The sequence below is a fragment of the Streptomyces sp. PCS3-D2 genome (genome assembly GCF_000612545.2).
In the GTDB taxonomy this organism is placed as follows: Bacteria; Actinomycetota; Actinomycetes; order Streptomycetales; family Streptomycetaceae; genus Streptomyces.
Genome location: NZ_CP097800.1, coordinates 2,416,588 through 2,431,891 on the forward strand (window position 1 = coordinate 2,416,588; position 15,304 = coordinate 2,431,891).

The window sequence follows — 15,304 nt, forward strand, 5'->3', positions numbered from 1 at the left end:
GTACGGCGTGCCGCCTACTCGGGCGGACCGATGTAGTTCTTCAGTTCCGGGACCGTCAGGGTGCCGCCGAACTGGCCGGCCTGGACGACCTTGACGTCCGTGAAGAACGCGAACGGGACGTTCAGGGGCGGCGGGCTGTTCGGAGTGAACTCGATCGGGATCAGCCCGAACAGCTTCCCCTTGAGGCTCTCGGTGTACATCGTCACCGTGCCGCCGCGGATCTTGGACGTGGAGCCCGGACGCGACTTCAGGTGGGCGACGTTCCCGCCCTTGCCGACCGTCTGGTAGAGGTCCTTGATGTCCAGCGAGTCCGCGGTGAACTTCAGGACCTTCTTCACCTTGCCGCCGGCGGTCTTCACCTCGACGATGCCGTGGTAGTCGAGGCCGTAGAGGGTCAGCAGGGAGCTGTCGAGGTACCAGGGCTCGTCCGGCAGGAGCGGGATGCCCTGCTCCAACTCGGCGTTGGCCAGGGCCTCGGCGTCGTAGGTCGGACAGGGGAAGGGTTCCTTCCCGTCCGGGTCCTTCGTCGTCCCGGGCTCGGTCGCGTCCTCGCCCTCGTCACCCTCGTCCTCGGGTGTCTCGTCCTTGGGCTTCTCGTCCTTGGGCTTCTCGTCCTTGGGCTTCCTGACGGTGTCCTTGACCTCGTCGGGCAGCTCCTCGACCGTGGCACCGGCCTGCTCGGCGGCGCGCCTGATCGCTTCCGCCGCAGGGTCCGGGGCCGGCTTCGCCGTCGTGGAGGGCGTGGCCGTGGGCGTCGGGTCCGCCTTCGGCTCCAGCGGCTTGCCCAGCCCGTCGAAGAGGTCCTTGAGCTTGTCGCCCACGCCGAGGGGGTCCAGCGGGTTCGCGGACTTCGTGGGTGCCGGCGCAGGCGTGGTGGCGGCCGGCGCCGGGGTGCTCGCCGACGGGGAGCCGGTCGCCGAAGGGGAAGGGCTCGCCTTCGGCTTCGCGGCGGTGGAGGCTGCGGGCGACGCGCTGGGCGAGGTGCTCGGCGAGGCCGTCTTGGAGGGCGTGGGGGACGGGGACTTCGACTCGGTCTCCGCCGGCTCGTCGGACCGCGTCACGCACGGCCCCGGCGCGAAGGGGATCTCCTTGTCGTCGGCCACGGCCAGTTTGGGCGCCATGCCCATCCCGACGAAAACGGCCGTCGGCATCGCCGCCAGCGCCATCGTCCTGCCGACGGGTATCTGGATCTTGTTCAGCAGGGACTTCCTGGGCGCCGCGTGCCGCGGGCCCGTCTTCTCACGGGACTCTGCGCCTGGGGCCACGCCCCGCTGCGTCTCGTCACCCCGCACTGTTCCTCCCGCCATCGGCGTGGGCAGTCGTCTCGCTCGCGTGTGCCGTCTCCGTCTCGCGGGGGCCCGGAACGTCCAGGGCTCCGGGCGCCGCATCCGTCTTGCCCGGGGCGACCGCGCCCGGCTGCTGGACCGCGGGCTGCTGGACGGCCGCCTGCCGGTCGGCGGGCACCTCCTCCGCGGGCTGTCCGGGCACCCACGACAGGGCGAGTGCGCCGCCGATGAGGGAGAGGACGAAGCCCATCCCGAAGCCGCCGAGGTTGGACACCGGCAGGGACACCAGGGCCAGCAGGATCGAGGCGACTCCGGCGAAGACCCGGATGGACTGCTGGAACCAGAGGGCCAGGCCCAGCGTGATCAGCAGTACACCGATGATCAGCGCACCGGCGCCACCGGGGGTGGCCATCGCGAGACTGACGTTGCCCAACCGGAGGTCCGCATAGGGGAAGTACGCGATCGGGAAGCCACCGAGGAGCGTGAACAGCCCGGCCCAGAAGGGACGGCGACCGCTCCAGGCATGGAAGTGGTAGTACACCACGGTGAGCCAGGCGTCGTCTTCTGCGCGAACGTAAACCGGGGCCTGGGGGTTCATGGACAACAGCTCCCTGGAAACGGTGGTACGGAGAACTCTGTGGAGCCCGGACGGGCGGGCGGGGACAGCCGTCGCCACCCGCCCGTCCGGTCATTCACCAGGACGGACTCAGTCCTTGATGTCCTGGTAGCACGGCTGGTCGCCACCGAGCAGGCGCAGCTTCAGGTCGGGCAGCTTGAACGTGGCGGCCGTGGTCGCCCACGCCTTCTGGCGCACGTTGGTCAGGATCGCCTTGTCCGCGCGCTGCGAGAACGCGTACGGGCTGGCGACCGTGCCGGCCTGCGGCTTGGTCTTGTGGCTCTGGTCGCCGACCGCGACACCGATGTCCAGGTTCTTGAACTCGGCGTCGGTGTCGAGCTCCGCCACATCCAGGTAGATGTTGTCGGCGACGGCCGGCTTGCCCTTGTGGCCGGTGCGCAGCTGCAGCGTGATGTTGCCCAGCGGCGTCGGGGTCACCAGCGACTGGCACATGTTGGTGATCTCGGCGTGGCTGAACCCGGAGATGGTCACCGGGTGGTGCTGCGCATTGCCCTTGAGGTCGTGCCCCTCGGCGATGCCGCCGTACTGGATGAGGTTGTCACCGTCGAGCTTGTCGGCCGTGACCTTGAAGTCCTGGCCGGAGACGCTGAAGGACGCCGCGAGGGCACCCTGCGCCAGACCCACACCGACCGCGGCCGTGGCCGCGATGCTCGGCACCATGACGAGCGCGAAGCGCTTCCATCTGGTCCCGCCACGAACCTGAGAACTCATTTCGTTCCTCCTTCTCGGACGTACATCTCCGGTCCGGGCCGCGCCCGTCCTGGGATGGGAGAAGTGCTACGTCCTCGGGAAGGAGCGCAGGCGGGCCGGCCGCGGCCGTGCCACGTCCGATACACCGGCGTTCACCCCCGAGCGACAACCACTGGGCCACGCGTTCGCGCAACCTGGAGGACAGGCCCCGCCCGTGCGGCGGAGACCCCCCTGTCCCACGGCCGGTGCCACTGCCACCGGCCGGCCCGGTGGGGACCCTTCACCGCGGCTCCGAGTGAGCGGCTCTGCGGGAAGGACCGAGCGTCGCCGATCGTGGTCCATTCCCGGCCGGGGCACAAGAGGGTTCGTTACTGGCGGGTAACGGCCAGATAACCTGCGTGCTGCCCGTAACCGTCCGTCGGCAACGCAGGGTGCCGCCGAGGGCCACGACAGAATGGCGGAATGGTGAACACACCGGACAGTTCACGGGGTTCGATTTACTGCGAGTAACAGCGGCCGCGAATGCCAAGTTTTGGCAAAGCGCGGCCGCTGTTTATCTACGTGTCAACAAATCGTCGGCGGTCCACCGACCTCCGAGCCCTTCCCGGGACCGGCTCGGAACCGCACCGGAGCCGCCCTAGAAGAGCACCCGCGCCAGCGCCGTCCGCGCCGCCGTCACCCTCGGATCGTCGGCGCCGATGACCTCGAACAGTTCGAGAAGCCGCAGCCGCACCGCATCGCGATCGTCACCGAACGTGACCTTCACGGTGTCCACCAGGCGCCCGAAGGCGTCCTCCACGTGGCCGCCGACCAGATCGAGGTCGGCCGCGGCGATCTGCGCCGCCGGATCGCGCGGATTCTCGGCGGCGGCCGTGCGCACCTGCTGCGGGTTCATGTGCTGGACCCTGGCGAGCAGCTCGGCCTGGGCCAACCCGAGTTTGGCCTCGGTGTTGCCCGGGTCGTCCGCGAGCACGTTCTTGTACGCCTGCACCGCACCGCCCAGGTCGCCTGCATCCAGTGCGACGACGGCCGCCTCCAGCAGCGCGTCGTACGGTCCGGCGGGCGCCTCGGCCGGGATGGCCTCGGCGGCGCCCTCGGCGTTCGGGTCCACCTGGAGGCCGATGATCCCGAAGCGCTCCTCGGCGACCTGGACCAGCTGGGCGAGGGTCTCGCGGATCTGCTGCTCGGGGGCGACGCCCTGGAACAGTGGCAGCACCTGACCGGCAACCACGGCGAAGACGGCCGGGATGCCCTGGATCTGGAACTGCTGCATCAGCATCTGATTGGCGTCGACGTCCACCTTGGCCAGCACGAGGCGGCCGTTCGCCTCGACGGTCAGGCGCTCCAGGAGCGGGCTGAGCTGCTTGCACGGCTGGCACCACTCGGCCCAGAAGTCCAGGACGACCGGGACCTCGGCGGAGAGCTGGAGCACGTCGCGTTCGAAGCCGGCCTCGTCGACGTCGACGACGAGTGCCGAGGGCGGGACGGCGCCGGCGGCCGGAGCGGCCGCGCCACCCTGAGCGGCCTGCCGCGCCGCTTCCGCGCGGGCCTGCTCGGCCTTGGCCTTGGCCTCGCCGGCCGCCTTCACCGCGGCGAGGTCGACGACGCCGCTCATGGACATGTTTCTGGGCTGCATGCGTACATCCTCCCCCGTGTGCGCGCGCCGACGAAAAAGATCGCGCGAATTGGCCGTGCCGTCACGTCCGTGCCGTCACGTCCACTGCGATCGTCTTGCTGGGCGGCGCCGGGTCCCCACCTGGCGCCTGTAGCTCGTCGCGTGGTTGTCGCTCTTACGCTACGAGCCGTAGCGTAACTCTCCCGGGGGCCCGGCGCGCCCCCGCGGCGCCCGTGATCTGAACCACAGCGGCCCGTTCGGCTACCGGCGGGTATGGTCTCGGCCATGCGCAACCCGAGCCCCGGCCGCACCGGTCGCCCCCGCAGCGCGGCCGCGGACGCCGCCATCCTCGCCGCCACCCGGGACGCGCTGGTCGAGCTGGGCTGGTCGAAGCTGACCATGGGCGACGTCTCGGCCCGCGCGGGCGTCGCCAAGACCACCCTGTACCGGCGCTGGGCGGGCAAGAGCGAGCTGGTCGTGGACGCGGTCGCGGAGCTCTTCGACTCGCTCGAACTGCCGGACCGGGGCTCCCTGGAAGCCGACATCGAGTACGTGGTCCTGCGCTTCGCGGAGCTGCTGCGGCGCCCGGAGGCCCGTACGGCCCTGATGGCGGTCGTCGCCGAGTCCACCCGGGACGAGGCCCTGCGCGACCGGATCCGGTCGGCGATCGTGGACCGGCAGAAACGTCTCGTCGTCCTGGGCCGCGAACGGGCCCAGGCCCGCGGCGAACTCCCCCACGAGGAGGACGACTTCCTCGCCGGCCACACCACGGACCTGATCTTCGACGTGATCGCGGGCACCGTGGTGCACCGCGCCCTGGTGAGCTCGGAGCCGGTGGACGAGCTCTGGGTGGCAGCCTTCACCACCCTCCTGATGCACGGCCTGCGCGGCGCGGCCGCCGCCTGAGGCCGCAGCCGCCCCTGTTCCTCACCCCGTGCGCGCTCACGCTCCGTACGGGCAGGGGAAGGCCGGTCACGGCGCCACCCTACGGGCGCCGCGACCGGCCTTCCGCGCGCTCTCCGGGGCGGGACCCGGCCTCAGAAGCCCGGGGGCTCGGTGTAGGTGCCCCATTCGTCGCGCAGCGTGTTGCAGATCTCGCCCATCGTGGCCTCGGCGCGGACCGCGTCCAGCATGGCGGGGATCATGTTCGACCCGTCGCGGGCGGCGTCCAGCATGGCCTTCAGGGAGGCGGCGACCTTGGCGTCGTCGCGGCGGGCCTTGCGATCGGCGAGCATGCGGACCTGTTCGCGCTCCACCTCGTGGCTGACCCGCAGGATCTCCAGGTCGCCGGTGACCGATCCGTGGTGGACGTTGACGCCGACGACCCGCTTGTCGCCCTTCTCCAGCGAGCGCTGGTACTGGAAGGCGGACTCGGCGATCTCGCCGGTGAACCAGCCGTCCTCGATGCCGCGCAGGATGCCCGAGGTGATCGGACCGATGGGGTGCTGCCCGTCGGGGTGGGCGCGCAGGCCGCGCTCCTTGATCTGCTCGAAGATCCGCTCGGCGTCGGCCTCGATGCGGTCGGTGAGCTGCTCCACGAACCAGGAGCCGCCCAGCGGGTCCGCCACGTTGGCGACGCCGGTCTCCTCCATCAGCACCTGCTGGGTGCGCAGGGCGATCTCGGCAGCCTGCTCGCTCGGCAGCGCGAGGGTCTCGTCGAGGGCGTTGGTGTGCAGCGAGTTGGTGCCGCCGAGGACGGCCGCGAGGGCTTCCACGGCGGTGCGCACGACGTTGTTGTAGGGCTGCTGCGCGGTGAGGGAGACGCCCGCGGTCTGCGTGTGGAAGCGCAGCCACATCGACTTCTCGTTCCGGGCCCCGTAGACCTCCTTCATCCAGCGGGCCCAGATCCGGCGGGCCGCGCGGAACTTGGCGATCTCCTCGAAGAAGTCGAGGTGCGCGTCGAAGAAGAAGGAGAGCCCGGAGGCGAAGTGGTCCACGTCCAGGCCGCGGGAGAGGCCCAGCTCCACGTAGCCGAAGCCGTCGGCGAGGGTGTACGCGAGCTCCTGCGCGGCCGTGGCCCCGGCTTCGCGGATGTGGTAGCCGGAGACGGACAGCGGCTTGTAGGCCGGGATGCCCTTCGCGCAGTACTCCATGAGGTCGCCGATGAGGCGCAGGTGCGGCTCCGGCTCGAAGAGCCACTCCTTCTGGGCGATGTACTCCTTGAAGATGTCCGTCTGGAGGGTGCCGTTCAGGACGGCGGGGTCCACGCCCTGGCGCTCGGCGGCGACCAGGTACATGCAGAAGGCGGGCACGGCGGGGCCCGAGATCGTCATGGAGGTCGTGACGTCGCCGAGGGGAATGTCCTTGAAGAGGACCTCCATGTCGGCGGCGGAGTCGATGGCGACGCCGCAGTGGCCGACCTCACCGAGGGAGCGGGGGTCGTCGGAGTCGCGGCCCATGAGGGTCGGCATGTCGAAGGCGACCGAGAGCCCGCCGCCGCCGGCGGCCAGGATCATCTTGTAGCGCTCGTTCGTCTGCTCGGCGTTCCCGAAGCCGGCGAACTGGCGGATGGTCCAGGTCCGGCCGCGGTAGCCGGTGGCGTGCAGGCCGCGCGTGTACGGGTACTCCCCCGGCCAGCCGATCCGCTCGAAGCCCTCGTACGCGTCGCCGGGCCGGGGCCCGTAGACGGGTTCGACCTCGTCGCCGGAGAGCGTGGTGAAGTCTGCCTCGCGCTTGCGGGCCTTGTCATAACGGGCCTGCCAGCGGCGGCGGCCCTCCTCGATGGCGTCAGCGTCCATACCCACGAATTTACTAGGACGTCCTAGTAAATGTCGATGGGAAACCCCCGGGAGTCGTCCCGGGGGCGGGTGACGCTCGCCTCGTCGTCAGGCCTTCGCGGTCGCGAGCGAGTCGTCGATCAGCGGCTCCACCTCGGCGCGGACCGTGCGCTCGACGAAGAAGGCGGCCAGCGGGATCGTGCCCGACACCAGCACCCACAGCAGCCTGCCGAAGGGCCACTTCGCCTTGGATCCCAGGTCGAAGGCGAACACCAGGTAGATCATGAACAGCACGCCGTGGGTCTGCGACACCACGAAGGTCAGATCGGCCCCGGTGTCGAAGCCGTACTTCGCCACCATGCAGGCGCACAGGATCAGGAGCATGACCGCGGTCACGTAGGCCATGACGCGGTAGCGGGTCAGCACGCTTCGTTTCATGCCGACGAGCCTAACCGTCCGTTTTGCTCGATCTTGACGCGGCCCCGGGATCGCGGGGCGGCCTCAGGACTCCTCGAAGTCGGCGGCGGCCACCCGCAGCGGGCGGAGCAGAGCGAAGATCTCGCCGCACTCCTCGGCGTCGTAGGCGCCGAGGCCGAAGTCGACGGCCATCAGGTCCTTTGTGGCGGCCTCGACGACCTCGCGGCCCTTCTCCGTGATGGAGGCGAGGGTGCCTCGGCCGTCGTTCGGGTTGGGCCGCTTGGCGACCAGCCCGGACCTCACCAGCCGGTCCACGGTGTTGGTCACCGAGGTCGGGTGGACCATCAGCCTCTCGCCGATCTTCGACATCGGCAGCTCGCCCGCCTTGGAGAAGGTGAGCAGCACCAGCGCCTCGTAGCGCGCGAAGGTCAGCCCGTACGGCTTGACGACCGCGTCGACCTCGCCGAGCAGGATCTGGTGGGCGCGCATGATCGAGGTGATCGCGGCCATCGAGGGCACGGGCCCCCAGCGCTGCTGCCAGAGCTCGTCGGCGCGGGCGATGGGGTCGAAGGGAAGGCTGAGCGGCTTGGGCACGCCTCCGACCCTACCGGGAGGTCACTTCACGGCGGGGGCCGTCTCATCCCTCAGTCGCTCCTCCTGCCGGACCGCGCAGCGGAGTTCGGCCAGGAGAGCCAGGGCGACGACCGTACCGAGCACCCCGGCCCCCGTGACGACCACGTGCACCGGCAAGAACTCGGCGGCGACCCCGGCCAGGGCCATGCCTGCTCCCTGGAGGGTCATCAGGCCGGTGCTGAGCAGGGTCATCGCCCGGCCGCGCAACCCGTCGGGGACGGCGTCCACGTACCACTGGTCCAGCCCCAGGGTGTAGGCGTGGGCCAGCCCGGCGAGCAGCAGCGCGAGCAGGGCGACGGGCACGCCCGGCCGGCCGGCGTAGAGGAGGAACGGCAGCAGGCCGCCGGCGGCGAGCGGGGCGACGATCCGCGAACGCGTCCGCGCACTGAGCGCGGAGCCCGCCCAGAGCTCCCCGGCCAGGGTGCCGACGGGCATGGCGCACATCATCAGGCCGAGGACGCCGGTCCCGGCGCCGATGCCGTCGGCGTACGCGGCGAGCAGCGCCTCGGGACGACGAGGAAGACGGGCGGAAGCCAGAACAACAGGGTGAGCGCCCGCAGCCGGCGCCGCCCCAGGACGGCCCGCATCCCGGCGATCGCGGAGGTCCGGGCGTCTCCTTCGAGGAGGAGCTCGCGGTGATCCGGGCGGCCGACCCGGCCGCTGCGCGCGAGGACATCCACAGGTCGTTGGCGTGCACGCCGGGCGCGCTCGACAGCGAGCCGGGCCGGGCCCTGCTCGCCGATCCGGCCCGGTCGGTACGGGAACTGGCCGATCTGCTGGAGCGGGCCTGGGGCGTACTGGTCGAGCCGCACTGGCCCCGACTGCGGGCCCTGCTGGAGGCGGACGTCCTCATCCACACCCGCCGTCTGGCCGCCGGCGGGCTGGCGTCCCTCTTCGACGGCCTGCACCCTGATCCCTCCTGGGACCCCGCGTCTCTCACCCTCACCATCGAGCGGCCCAGCCACCACGACCGGGTGCTGGGCGGCCAGGGGCTGCTGCTCATGCCGAGCGCCTTCGTCTGGCCGCAGATCGCGGGCGGCTTCGACCCGCCCTGGCGGCCGACCGTCGTCTATCCGGCGCGCGGCATCGGCGCCCTGTGGACCCCGGCGGACCAGGACACGCCGACCGCGCTGACCCGGCTGCTGGGCCGGGCCCGGGCGGACGTCCTGTGCGCGCTGGAGGAGCCGGCGTCCACGACCGCCCTGGCCCACCGCCTCGGCCTGGCCCCCTCCACCGTCTCGGCCCACCTGGGGATCCTGCAGGCCGCAGGTTTGCTCGTCTCCGTCCGCCCCGGGCACCAGGTCCTCTACGAACGCACCCCGCTGGCCATCGCCCTCACCACCGGGAGCGCCGCCGACTGACCGGCGCGGGCGGTGTCGCACGACCGAGCCGACGGACCGTCATGTCACCATATTCCGGTCATACATCCCTACCGCGTCACCGCCTCACCGCCTCACGGCCCGCCCCCGACCCTTCGTCGCGAGGAATCCGGATGCCACCCGTCGCTCCCAGGCCCGTCGCCGTCCTCGGCCTCCTCCTGCTCCTCGCCGCGGCCGCCGCCTGCACCACCGCGCCGGATCACGGGCCGCGCGGTCCCGCCGCCGGCCAAGCCGCCGGCCCCACGGCCACGGCCGCCCACGGCGAGTCCCCGTTCTGGGTGGACCCCGACAGCGAGGCCGCCCGGCAGGTCGCGGCCTGGGAGGCGACGGGCCGCTACGCCGACGCCCAGGTACTGCGCCGGATCGCGGACCGGCCGGTCGCCCTGTGGGGACGACCGGGCGATCCCGGACCCGGGATCCGCCGGGCCCGCGCGGCCGCGAAGGCCTCCGGGCGGACGCTGGTCCTGGCCGCGCACCACATCCCGCCCCGCGGCTGCGGGCAGCCGCCCGCGGGCGGCGCCGCCGACGCCCGCGCCTACCGCGACTGGATCGACGCGTTCGCCGATGCCATCGGCGACGCCCGGGCCCTCGTCGTGCTGGAGCCGCACGCCGTCGCGCACGCCGTCGACGGCTGCGTGCGCGCCGAGCACCGCGCCGAGCGCTACCGGCTGCTCTCCGAGGCCGTCGACCGGCTCAAGCGGAACCGCCACACGAAGGTCTATCTGGACGCCGGCGGGCCGACGTGGATCCGCGACCCGGCGGATCTCGCCGGCCCGCTCCGCCGCGCGGGCCTCGACCGCGCCGACGGCTTCGCCCTCAACGTCTCCGGCTTCCAGCCCGACGCGGCCGTACGGGCCTACGGCGCGAAGCTCTCCCGGGCGGTCGAGGGCCGGCACTTCGTCGTCGACACCGGCCGCAACGGCGAGGGGCCCCTGCCGGGTGACCGCGGACGCGTCTCCTGCAACCCGCCGGGCCGCGCGCTCGGCACGCCGCCGACCGACCGGACCGGCGACCCGCTCGTGGACGCGTACCTCTGGGTGAAACGGCCCGGCGAGTCCGACGGAACCTGCCGCGGTGGCCCGGCGGCCGGCGCCTGGTGGCCCGAACAGGCCCTCGGCCTGGCCCGCCGGGCACGGGGCGCCTCGTAGGCCGTGTCCGCGGAGCAGCGCCGGGCGCACCCGGACGCCCGACGGCGACGCCGCGAGGTGCGGCCACCCCCCCGTTCCCACGCTGCGAGCGATCGCTCAACAGTGAGCGCGGTCAGCCGGATGGGGGTCCGAGCATGCGCGAGCGCCCCCGGCCGATCGGCCGGGGGCGCTCGCGGCGTGGGGCGGGAACGGGTCGTTCACCCCTGCGCGAGGTGACGCTCCACCGTCTCCACCTTCGAGGTGATCCCGTCGGTGACGCCGGGGCGGATGTCGGCCTTCAGGATGAAGGAGACACGGGGCGCCCGCTCCTCGACGGCGGCGACCGCGCGCCGGATCACGTCCATGACCTCGTCCCACTCACCTTCGACGGTGGTGAACATGGCGTCGGTGCGGTTCGGGAGCCCTGACTCGCGGACCACGCGGACGGCGTCGGCGACGTACTCGCCCACCTCTTCACCGACCCCGAGCGGGGTCACCGAGAACGCGACGATCACGCCCGGGCCGCCTCACGGGCACGGGCCGCGACCACGCTGTCGGCCTCTTCGCGCTTGAGCAGCTTGTCGCCGTAGAGGCCGCCCAGGGGCACCACCGAGAGGACGAAGAAGAACAGGGCCTTCTTGAACGGCCACTTCGCCTTGTACCACACGTCCAGCAGCAGCACCGAGTAGACCATGAACAGGAACGCGTGCAGCAGGCCCAGCGGCAGCAGCAGGTAGTCGATGTCCGAGACCCGGCTCAGCAGCGAGCCGAAGATCAGCAGGGCCGGGAACGACAGCGCCTCCGGGACGGAGACGAGGCGCAGGCGGTGCAGGGCGGAGGCGGTCTTGATGTCCACGTGGAACCTTCGGGGAGGGAGGCCGGGGTCGCCATCCAGTGTCTCAGCCGCTTTGCGGGATCTTGACCCGGCCCCTCCGCCGCGGCACGGGCCGGGCCGGACCGCGATCGCTCCCAAACGCCCGGGTGTGTCATATATCCGGCCACGGGACTCTGTTCGGGTCCGCCCCCTGCCGATAACGTCTTCCCGTGGCTCAGTTCCGACTCCAAGGCAGCAAGGTGCTGGCCGTCGACCTGACCGGGGACGCCGTGAAAGCGAAGAACGGCTCCATGGTCGCGTACGACGGGCAGATGGCCTTCAAGAAGATGACCGGCGGCGGCGAAGGCCTCCGCGGCATGGTGACCCGCCGGCTGACCGGCGAACAGATGACGGTGATGGAGGTACAGGGGCACGGCACCTGCTTCTTCGCCGACCGCGCAAGTGAGATCAATCTGGTCAATCTGCACGGTGAGAAGCTCCACGTCGAGTCCAGCAACCTGCTGTGCACGGACGCCGGCCTGCGCACCGGCACCACGTTCACCGGTCTGCGCGGCGCCTCGACGGGCAACGGTCTGTTCACCACGACGGTGGAGGGCTCGGGGCAGGCCGCGATCATCTCCGACGGCCCGGCCGTGGTGCTGCGCGTGAGCGCCCAGTACCCGCTGTCCGTCGACCCGGGGGCGTACATCGCGCACACCGGCAACCTCCAGCAGTCCTTCCAGTCCGGCGTGACCTTCCGCACGCTGATCGGCGAGGGCTCCGGCGAGGCGTTCCAGATCCGCTTCGAGGGCGAGGGCCTGGTCTACGTGCAGCCGAGCGAACGCAACACCGTCGGGGGCGATCTCTGATGCCGTTCCGCGAGATCAACTCGAAGATGGTCGAGGCCCAGGTCGTCCCGGGTCAGAAGATGTTCAGCCAGCGCGGCGCGATGCTCGCCTACCGCGGCGACGTCTCCTTCACCCCGAGCATGACGGGCGGTCAGGGCGGCGTCATGGGCATGATCGGGCGCCGCGTGGCCAACGAGCAGACCCCGCTGATGGCGGTCGAGGGCAGCGGGACCGTGATGTTCGGGCACGGCGGCCACCACATCCAGGTGATCAACCTGACCGGCGAAACCCTCTACGTGGAGGCCGACCGGCTGCTCGCCTTCGACGGCACCCTCCAGCAGGGCACGATGTTCATGGGGTCGCAGGGCGGGGTCATGGGCATGGTCCGCGGCCAGGTGACCGGACAGGGCCTCTTCACCACCACCCTCAAGGGCCACGGCTCGGTCGCCGTGATGGCCCACGGCGGGGTCATGGAACTCCCGATCACCGCGAACCGGCCGGTCCACGTGGACCCGCAGGCGTACGTGGCCCACCACGGGGACGTCAGGAACAAGCTCTCCACCGCCCTCGGCTGGCGGGACATGGTGGGGCGCGGCTCGGGCGAGGCGTTCCAGCTGGAACTGTCCGGCCAGGGCGCGGTGTACGTACAGGCCTCCGAGGAGAAGCTGTGAACTTTGGCCCCGTGACGGGCGGGCCCGGCGGCCCGACGGTCTTCGACCCGTACACGCTGCCGTCGGACGACAACGTGAACGCCTACACCTTCTGCGTGGAGCTCAAGGGGAGCCAGTGGTTCCTGCAGAAGGGCAAGATGATCTCGTACTACGGGCGCATCGAGTTCAACGGCATCGGCAACGGGCGCTTCGACCGCCTGCTGCGCACCAGTTTCCACTCCCCGCTGCACGCCAGCGACTGGGTGGTCGCCGAGGGCCAGGGCAAGATGCTGCTGGCCGACCGGGCGTTCGATGTGAACTCGTACGACCTGGACGACGGGAACCTGACGATCCGCTCGGGCAACCTGCTCGCCTACCAGCCCTCGCTCGCCCTGAAGCAGTCGATCGTCCCGGGCTTCCTGACACTGATCGGGACCGGGAAGTTCGTGGCGGCCTCCAACGGGCCGGTGGTGTTCATGGAGCCGCCGCTGCGCGTGGACCCGCAGGCGCTCGTCGGATGGGCGGACTGCCCGTCTCCCTGTCACCATTACGATCACGGCTACATGTCCGGCGTGATGGGCGGACTGCGCTCGCTGACCGGCATCGGGGGAACCTCGGGCGAGGAGCACCAGTTCGAGTTCGTCGGAGCGGGGACGGTGCTGCTGCAGTCCTCGGAGATGCTGATGGCGGAGCAGTCGGTCGGCACGGTGGGTGCCGGGGCGGCCACGGGCAACGCACAGGGCGTGCCGGGGGCCGGCCAGGGACCCCTGGGGCAGGTGGGTGTGCCGAGGATGCCGGGACAGCTGGGTGATCTCCAGCGGCGCCTGGGACTGTAACGGCCGGGACTTTCGACCTTTGTACGCAATTCAACTTTTTAGGTAGAGTTCATTCATGGAGACCATGGAGACCGAGACGGCAACGCGCTGGCTCACCGACGCGGAGCAGTGCGCCTGGCGCACTCACCTGGACGTCAGCAGGCTGCTCATGCACCAGCTGGAAAAGGATCTCCAGCCCTTCGGACTCACCAACAACGACTACGAGATCCTCGTGAACCTCTCGGAGTCGCAGGAGCACCGGATGCGCATGAGCGATCTCGCGACCGCGACCCTGCAGTCCAAGAGCCGGCTCTCGCACCAGATCACGCGCATGGAGACGGCGGGCCTGGTCCGCCGGGTCAACTGCGAGTCCGACCGCCGCGGCCTGTACGCGGTGCTCACGGACGAGGGCATGGAGACGATGCGGAAGGTCGCCCCGCACCACGTGGCGTCCGTCCGCCGGCACTTCATCGACTTGCTGCCGCCGGAGGCCCTGGCGGCGCTGCGCACCTCCCTGACCCCGGTCGCGGAGCACCTGCGCGGCACCCGCGGCAAGGTCTGAGCCGGTCCAGGTCGGTCCGGGCGCCCGGATCGCCCCGCCCGGCAGCGGGCGGGGCGATCCGCCCGCTGCCCGCCCGCCGCCGGGGCCGTCAGGCCTCCGTCAGGGTCGCCAGGAGGGCGTCGGCCGCCGCGTACGGATCCAGCTCGCCCTCGGCGACCCGGGCGGCCAGCGCGCCGAGGTGCGCGTCCCCGTGCACGTCGGCCATCCGCGCCCGCAGCGCCGTGACGGCGATCGTCTCGACCTCCCGGGCGGCCCGCGCAGCCCGCCGCTCGGCGAGCACGCCGCGCTCGTCCATCCACGCCCGGTGCTTCTCCAACGCCTCGACGACCTCGTCGATGCCCTGCCCGCGAGCCGCCACCGTCTTCACGATCGGCGGCCGCCAGTCGTCCCGGCCGCGCGCCTCGCCCAGCCCCAGCATGTGGTTCAGCTCGCGGGCGGTGGCGTCCGCGCCGTCCCGGTCGGCCTTGTTGACCACGTACACGTCGCCGATCTCCAGGATGCCCGCCTTGGCAGCCTGGATCCCGTCGCCCATCCCCGGAGCCAGCAGCACCACCGAGGTGTCCGCCTGCGAGGCGATCTCCACCTCCGACTGCCCGACGCCGACCGTCTCGACCAGGATCACGTCGCAGCCGGCCGCGTCCAGCACCCGGATCGCCTGCGGGGCAGCCCAGGCGAGACCGCCCAGGTGGCCGCGGGTGGCCATGGAGCGGATGTAGACCCCCGGGTCCGAGGCGTGGTCCGACATCCGCACCCGGTCGCCGAGCAGCGCCCCGCCGGAGAAGGGCGAGGACGGGTCCACGGCGAGGACGCCCACGCGCTTGCCGGTCCTGCGGTACGCCGACACCAGCGCGGACGTCGAGGTCGACTTGCCCACGCCCGGCGATCCCGTCAGGCCCACCACGTACGCCCCGCCCGTCAGCGGGGCCAGCGCGGCCATCACCTCACGCAGCTGCGGGGACGCCCCCTCGACCAGCGAGATCAACCGGGCCACCGCTCTCGGCCGGCCCTCCCGCGCCTGGGCCACCAGCTGGGGGACGTCCACCGTCATGCGTGCTGCGCTCCTCGGTTCTCGTACGGGATACGTGCGGGCCGCCGGGCCCGGTTCCGGCCCGGC

General features: G+C 71.5%; 16 protein-coding genes and 2 pseudogenes. 7 read left to right on the forward strand and 11 right to left on the reverse strand.

Annotated features, from left to right (window positions below; translation table 11 throughout):
* Positions 1–14: 14 nt before the first annotated feature.
* The 4 genes from AW27_RS09800 to AW27_RS09815 all read right to left on the reverse strand — a co-directional run bounded on the left by AW27_RS09800 (position 15) and on the right by AW27_RS09815 (position 4,249).
* Positions 15–1,292: a hypothetical protein gene (locus AW27_RS09800; RefSeq protein WP_037928019.1), complete on the reverse strand. Its 1,278-nt coding sequence runs from the start codon at positions 1,290–1,292 to the stop codon at positions 15–17.
* Positions 1,282–1,884, reverse strand: a complete 603-nt coding sequence (locus tag AW27_RS09805) for a DUF6114 domain-containing protein (protein ID WP_037928016.1) — start codon at positions 1,882–1,884, stop codon at positions 1,282–1,284. Before AW27_RS09805 ends, AW27_RS09800 begins: the two co-directional genes overlap by 11 nt.
* A gap of 108 nt (positions 1,885–1,992) precedes the next feature.
* The gene (locus AW27_RS09810) at positions 1,993–2,634 is read right to left on the reverse strand and encodes a DUF6230 family protein (RefSeq protein WP_037928013.1); all 642 of its coding nucleotides are present in this window, start codon (positions 2,632–2,634) and stop codon (positions 1,993–1,995) included.
* Between the two features lie 616 nt (positions 2,635–3,250).
* Complete coding sequence (locus AW27_RS09815) at positions 3,251–4,249, reverse strand: tetratricopeptide repeat protein (RefSeq protein WP_037928010.1); 999 nt, start codon at positions 4,247–4,249, stop codon at positions 3,251–3,253.
* Positions 4,250–4,513: 264 nt separating this feature from the next.
* Here AW27_RS09815 and AW27_RS09820 point away from each other — a divergent pair, with 264 nt between their 5' ends.
* Positions 4,514–5,134 carry a TetR/AcrR family transcriptional regulator gene (locus tag AW27_RS09820; RefSeq protein WP_037928641.1) on the forward strand — a complete coding sequence of 207 codons (621 nt, stop codon included), beginning with the start codon at positions 4,514–4,516 and terminating at the stop codon, positions 5,132–5,134.
* Between the two features lie 131 nt (positions 5,135–5,265).
* On the opposite strand, the gene icmA is transcribed toward AW27_RS09820, so the two are convergent.
* From icmA to AW27_RS09840, 4 genes and pseudogenes are all read right to left on the reverse strand, one after another.
* Positions 5,266–6,966 (reverse strand): coenzyme B12-dependent isobutyryl-CoA mutase large subunit, encoded by a 1,701-nt coding sequence (gene icmA / locus AW27_RS09825; protein WP_037928007.1) that lies wholly within the window; start codon positions 6,964–6,966, stop codon positions 5,266–5,268.
* An 87-nt stretch (positions 6,967–7,053) separates the two neighbouring features.
* Positions 7,054–7,383, reverse strand: a complete 330-nt coding sequence (locus AW27_RS09830; RefSeq protein WP_037928005.1) for a DUF3817 domain-containing protein — start codon at positions 7,381–7,383, stop codon at positions 7,054–7,056.
* A gap of 63 nt (positions 7,384–7,446) precedes the next feature.
* Entirely contained in the window at positions 7,447–7,956 is a 510-nt protein-coding gene (locus AW27_RS09835) for a MarR family winged helix-turn-helix transcriptional regulator (RefSeq protein WP_030655839.1), read from the reverse strand.
* A gap of 21 nt (positions 7,957–7,977) precedes the next feature.
* Positions 7,978–8,585, reverse strand: a pseudogene (locus tag AW27_RS09840) (MFS transporter); the annotation flags it as partial.
* Positions 8,586–8,597: 12 nt separating this feature from the next.
* Here AW27_RS09840 and AW27_RS09845 point away from each other — a divergent pair.
* Positions 8,598–9,356: pseudogene (locus AW27_RS09845) on the forward strand (ArsR/SmtB family transcription factor); the annotation flags it as partial.
* Between the two features lie 131 nt (positions 9,357–9,487).
* Positions 9,488–10,522, forward strand: coding sequence for a glycoside hydrolase family 6 protein (locus AW27_RS09850; RefSeq protein WP_037928002.1), 1,035 nt, complete (start codon positions 9,488–9,490; stop codon positions 10,520–10,522).
* Between the two features lie 197 nt (positions 10,523–10,719).
* On the opposite strand, the gene AW27_RS09855 is transcribed toward AW27_RS09850, so the two are convergent.
* Both AW27_RS09855 and AW27_RS09860 read right to left on the reverse strand, forming a co-directional pair.
* Complete coding sequence (locus tag AW27_RS09855) at positions 10,720–11,016, reverse strand: MTH1187 family thiamine-binding protein (protein WP_037927999.1); 297 nt, start codon at positions 11,014–11,016, stop codon at positions 10,720–10,722.
* The gene (locus tag AW27_RS09860; protein WP_037927996.1) at positions 11,013–11,357 is read right to left on the reverse strand and encodes a DUF3817 domain-containing protein; all 345 of its coding nucleotides are present in this window, start codon (positions 11,355–11,357) and stop codon (positions 11,013–11,015) included. Before AW27_RS09860 ends, AW27_RS09855 begins: the two co-directional genes overlap by 4 nt.
* A 188-nt stretch (positions 11,358–11,545) precedes the next feature.
* Between AW27_RS09860 and AW27_RS09865 the strand changes: the two genes are divergently transcribed.
* The 4 genes from AW27_RS09865 (at position 11,546) to AW27_RS09880 (ending at position 14,190) form a co-directional block, all read left to right on the forward strand.
* Positions 11,546–12,184: an AIM24 family protein gene (locus AW27_RS09865; RefSeq protein WP_037927992.1), complete on the forward strand. Its 639-nt coding sequence runs from the start codon at positions 11,546–11,548 to the stop codon at positions 12,182–12,184.
* On the forward strand, positions 12,184–12,834 hold the full coding sequence (locus tag AW27_RS09870) for an AIM24 family protein (RefSeq protein ID WP_037927990.1): 651 nt from the start codon (positions 12,184–12,186) through the stop codon (positions 12,832–12,834). The genes AW27_RS09865 and AW27_RS09870 overlap by 1 nt, the downstream gene beginning before the upstream one ends.
* Before the next feature lie 11 nt (positions 12,835–12,845).
* A complete protein-coding gene (locus AW27_RS09875) occupies positions 12,846–13,649 on the forward strand; it encodes an AIM24 family protein (RefSeq protein ID WP_037928636.1) in 804 nt (267 codons plus the stop codon).
* Positions 13,650–13,713: 64 nt separating this feature from the next.
* Positions 13,714–14,190 carry a MarR family winged helix-turn-helix transcriptional regulator gene (locus AW27_RS09880; protein WP_037928634.1) on the forward strand — a complete coding sequence of 159 codons (477 nt, stop codon included), beginning with the start codon at positions 13,714–13,716 and terminating at the stop codon, positions 14,188–14,190.
* An 88-nt stretch (positions 14,191–14,278) separates the two neighbouring features.
* On the opposite strand, the gene meaB is transcribed toward AW27_RS09880, so the two are convergent.
* Complete coding sequence (gene meaB, locus AW27_RS09885; protein WP_037927986.1) at positions 14,279–15,238, reverse strand: methylmalonyl Co-A mutase-associated GTPase MeaB; 960 nt, start codon at positions 15,236–15,238, stop codon at positions 14,279–14,281.
* Positions 15,239–15,304: the final 66 nt, after the last annotated feature.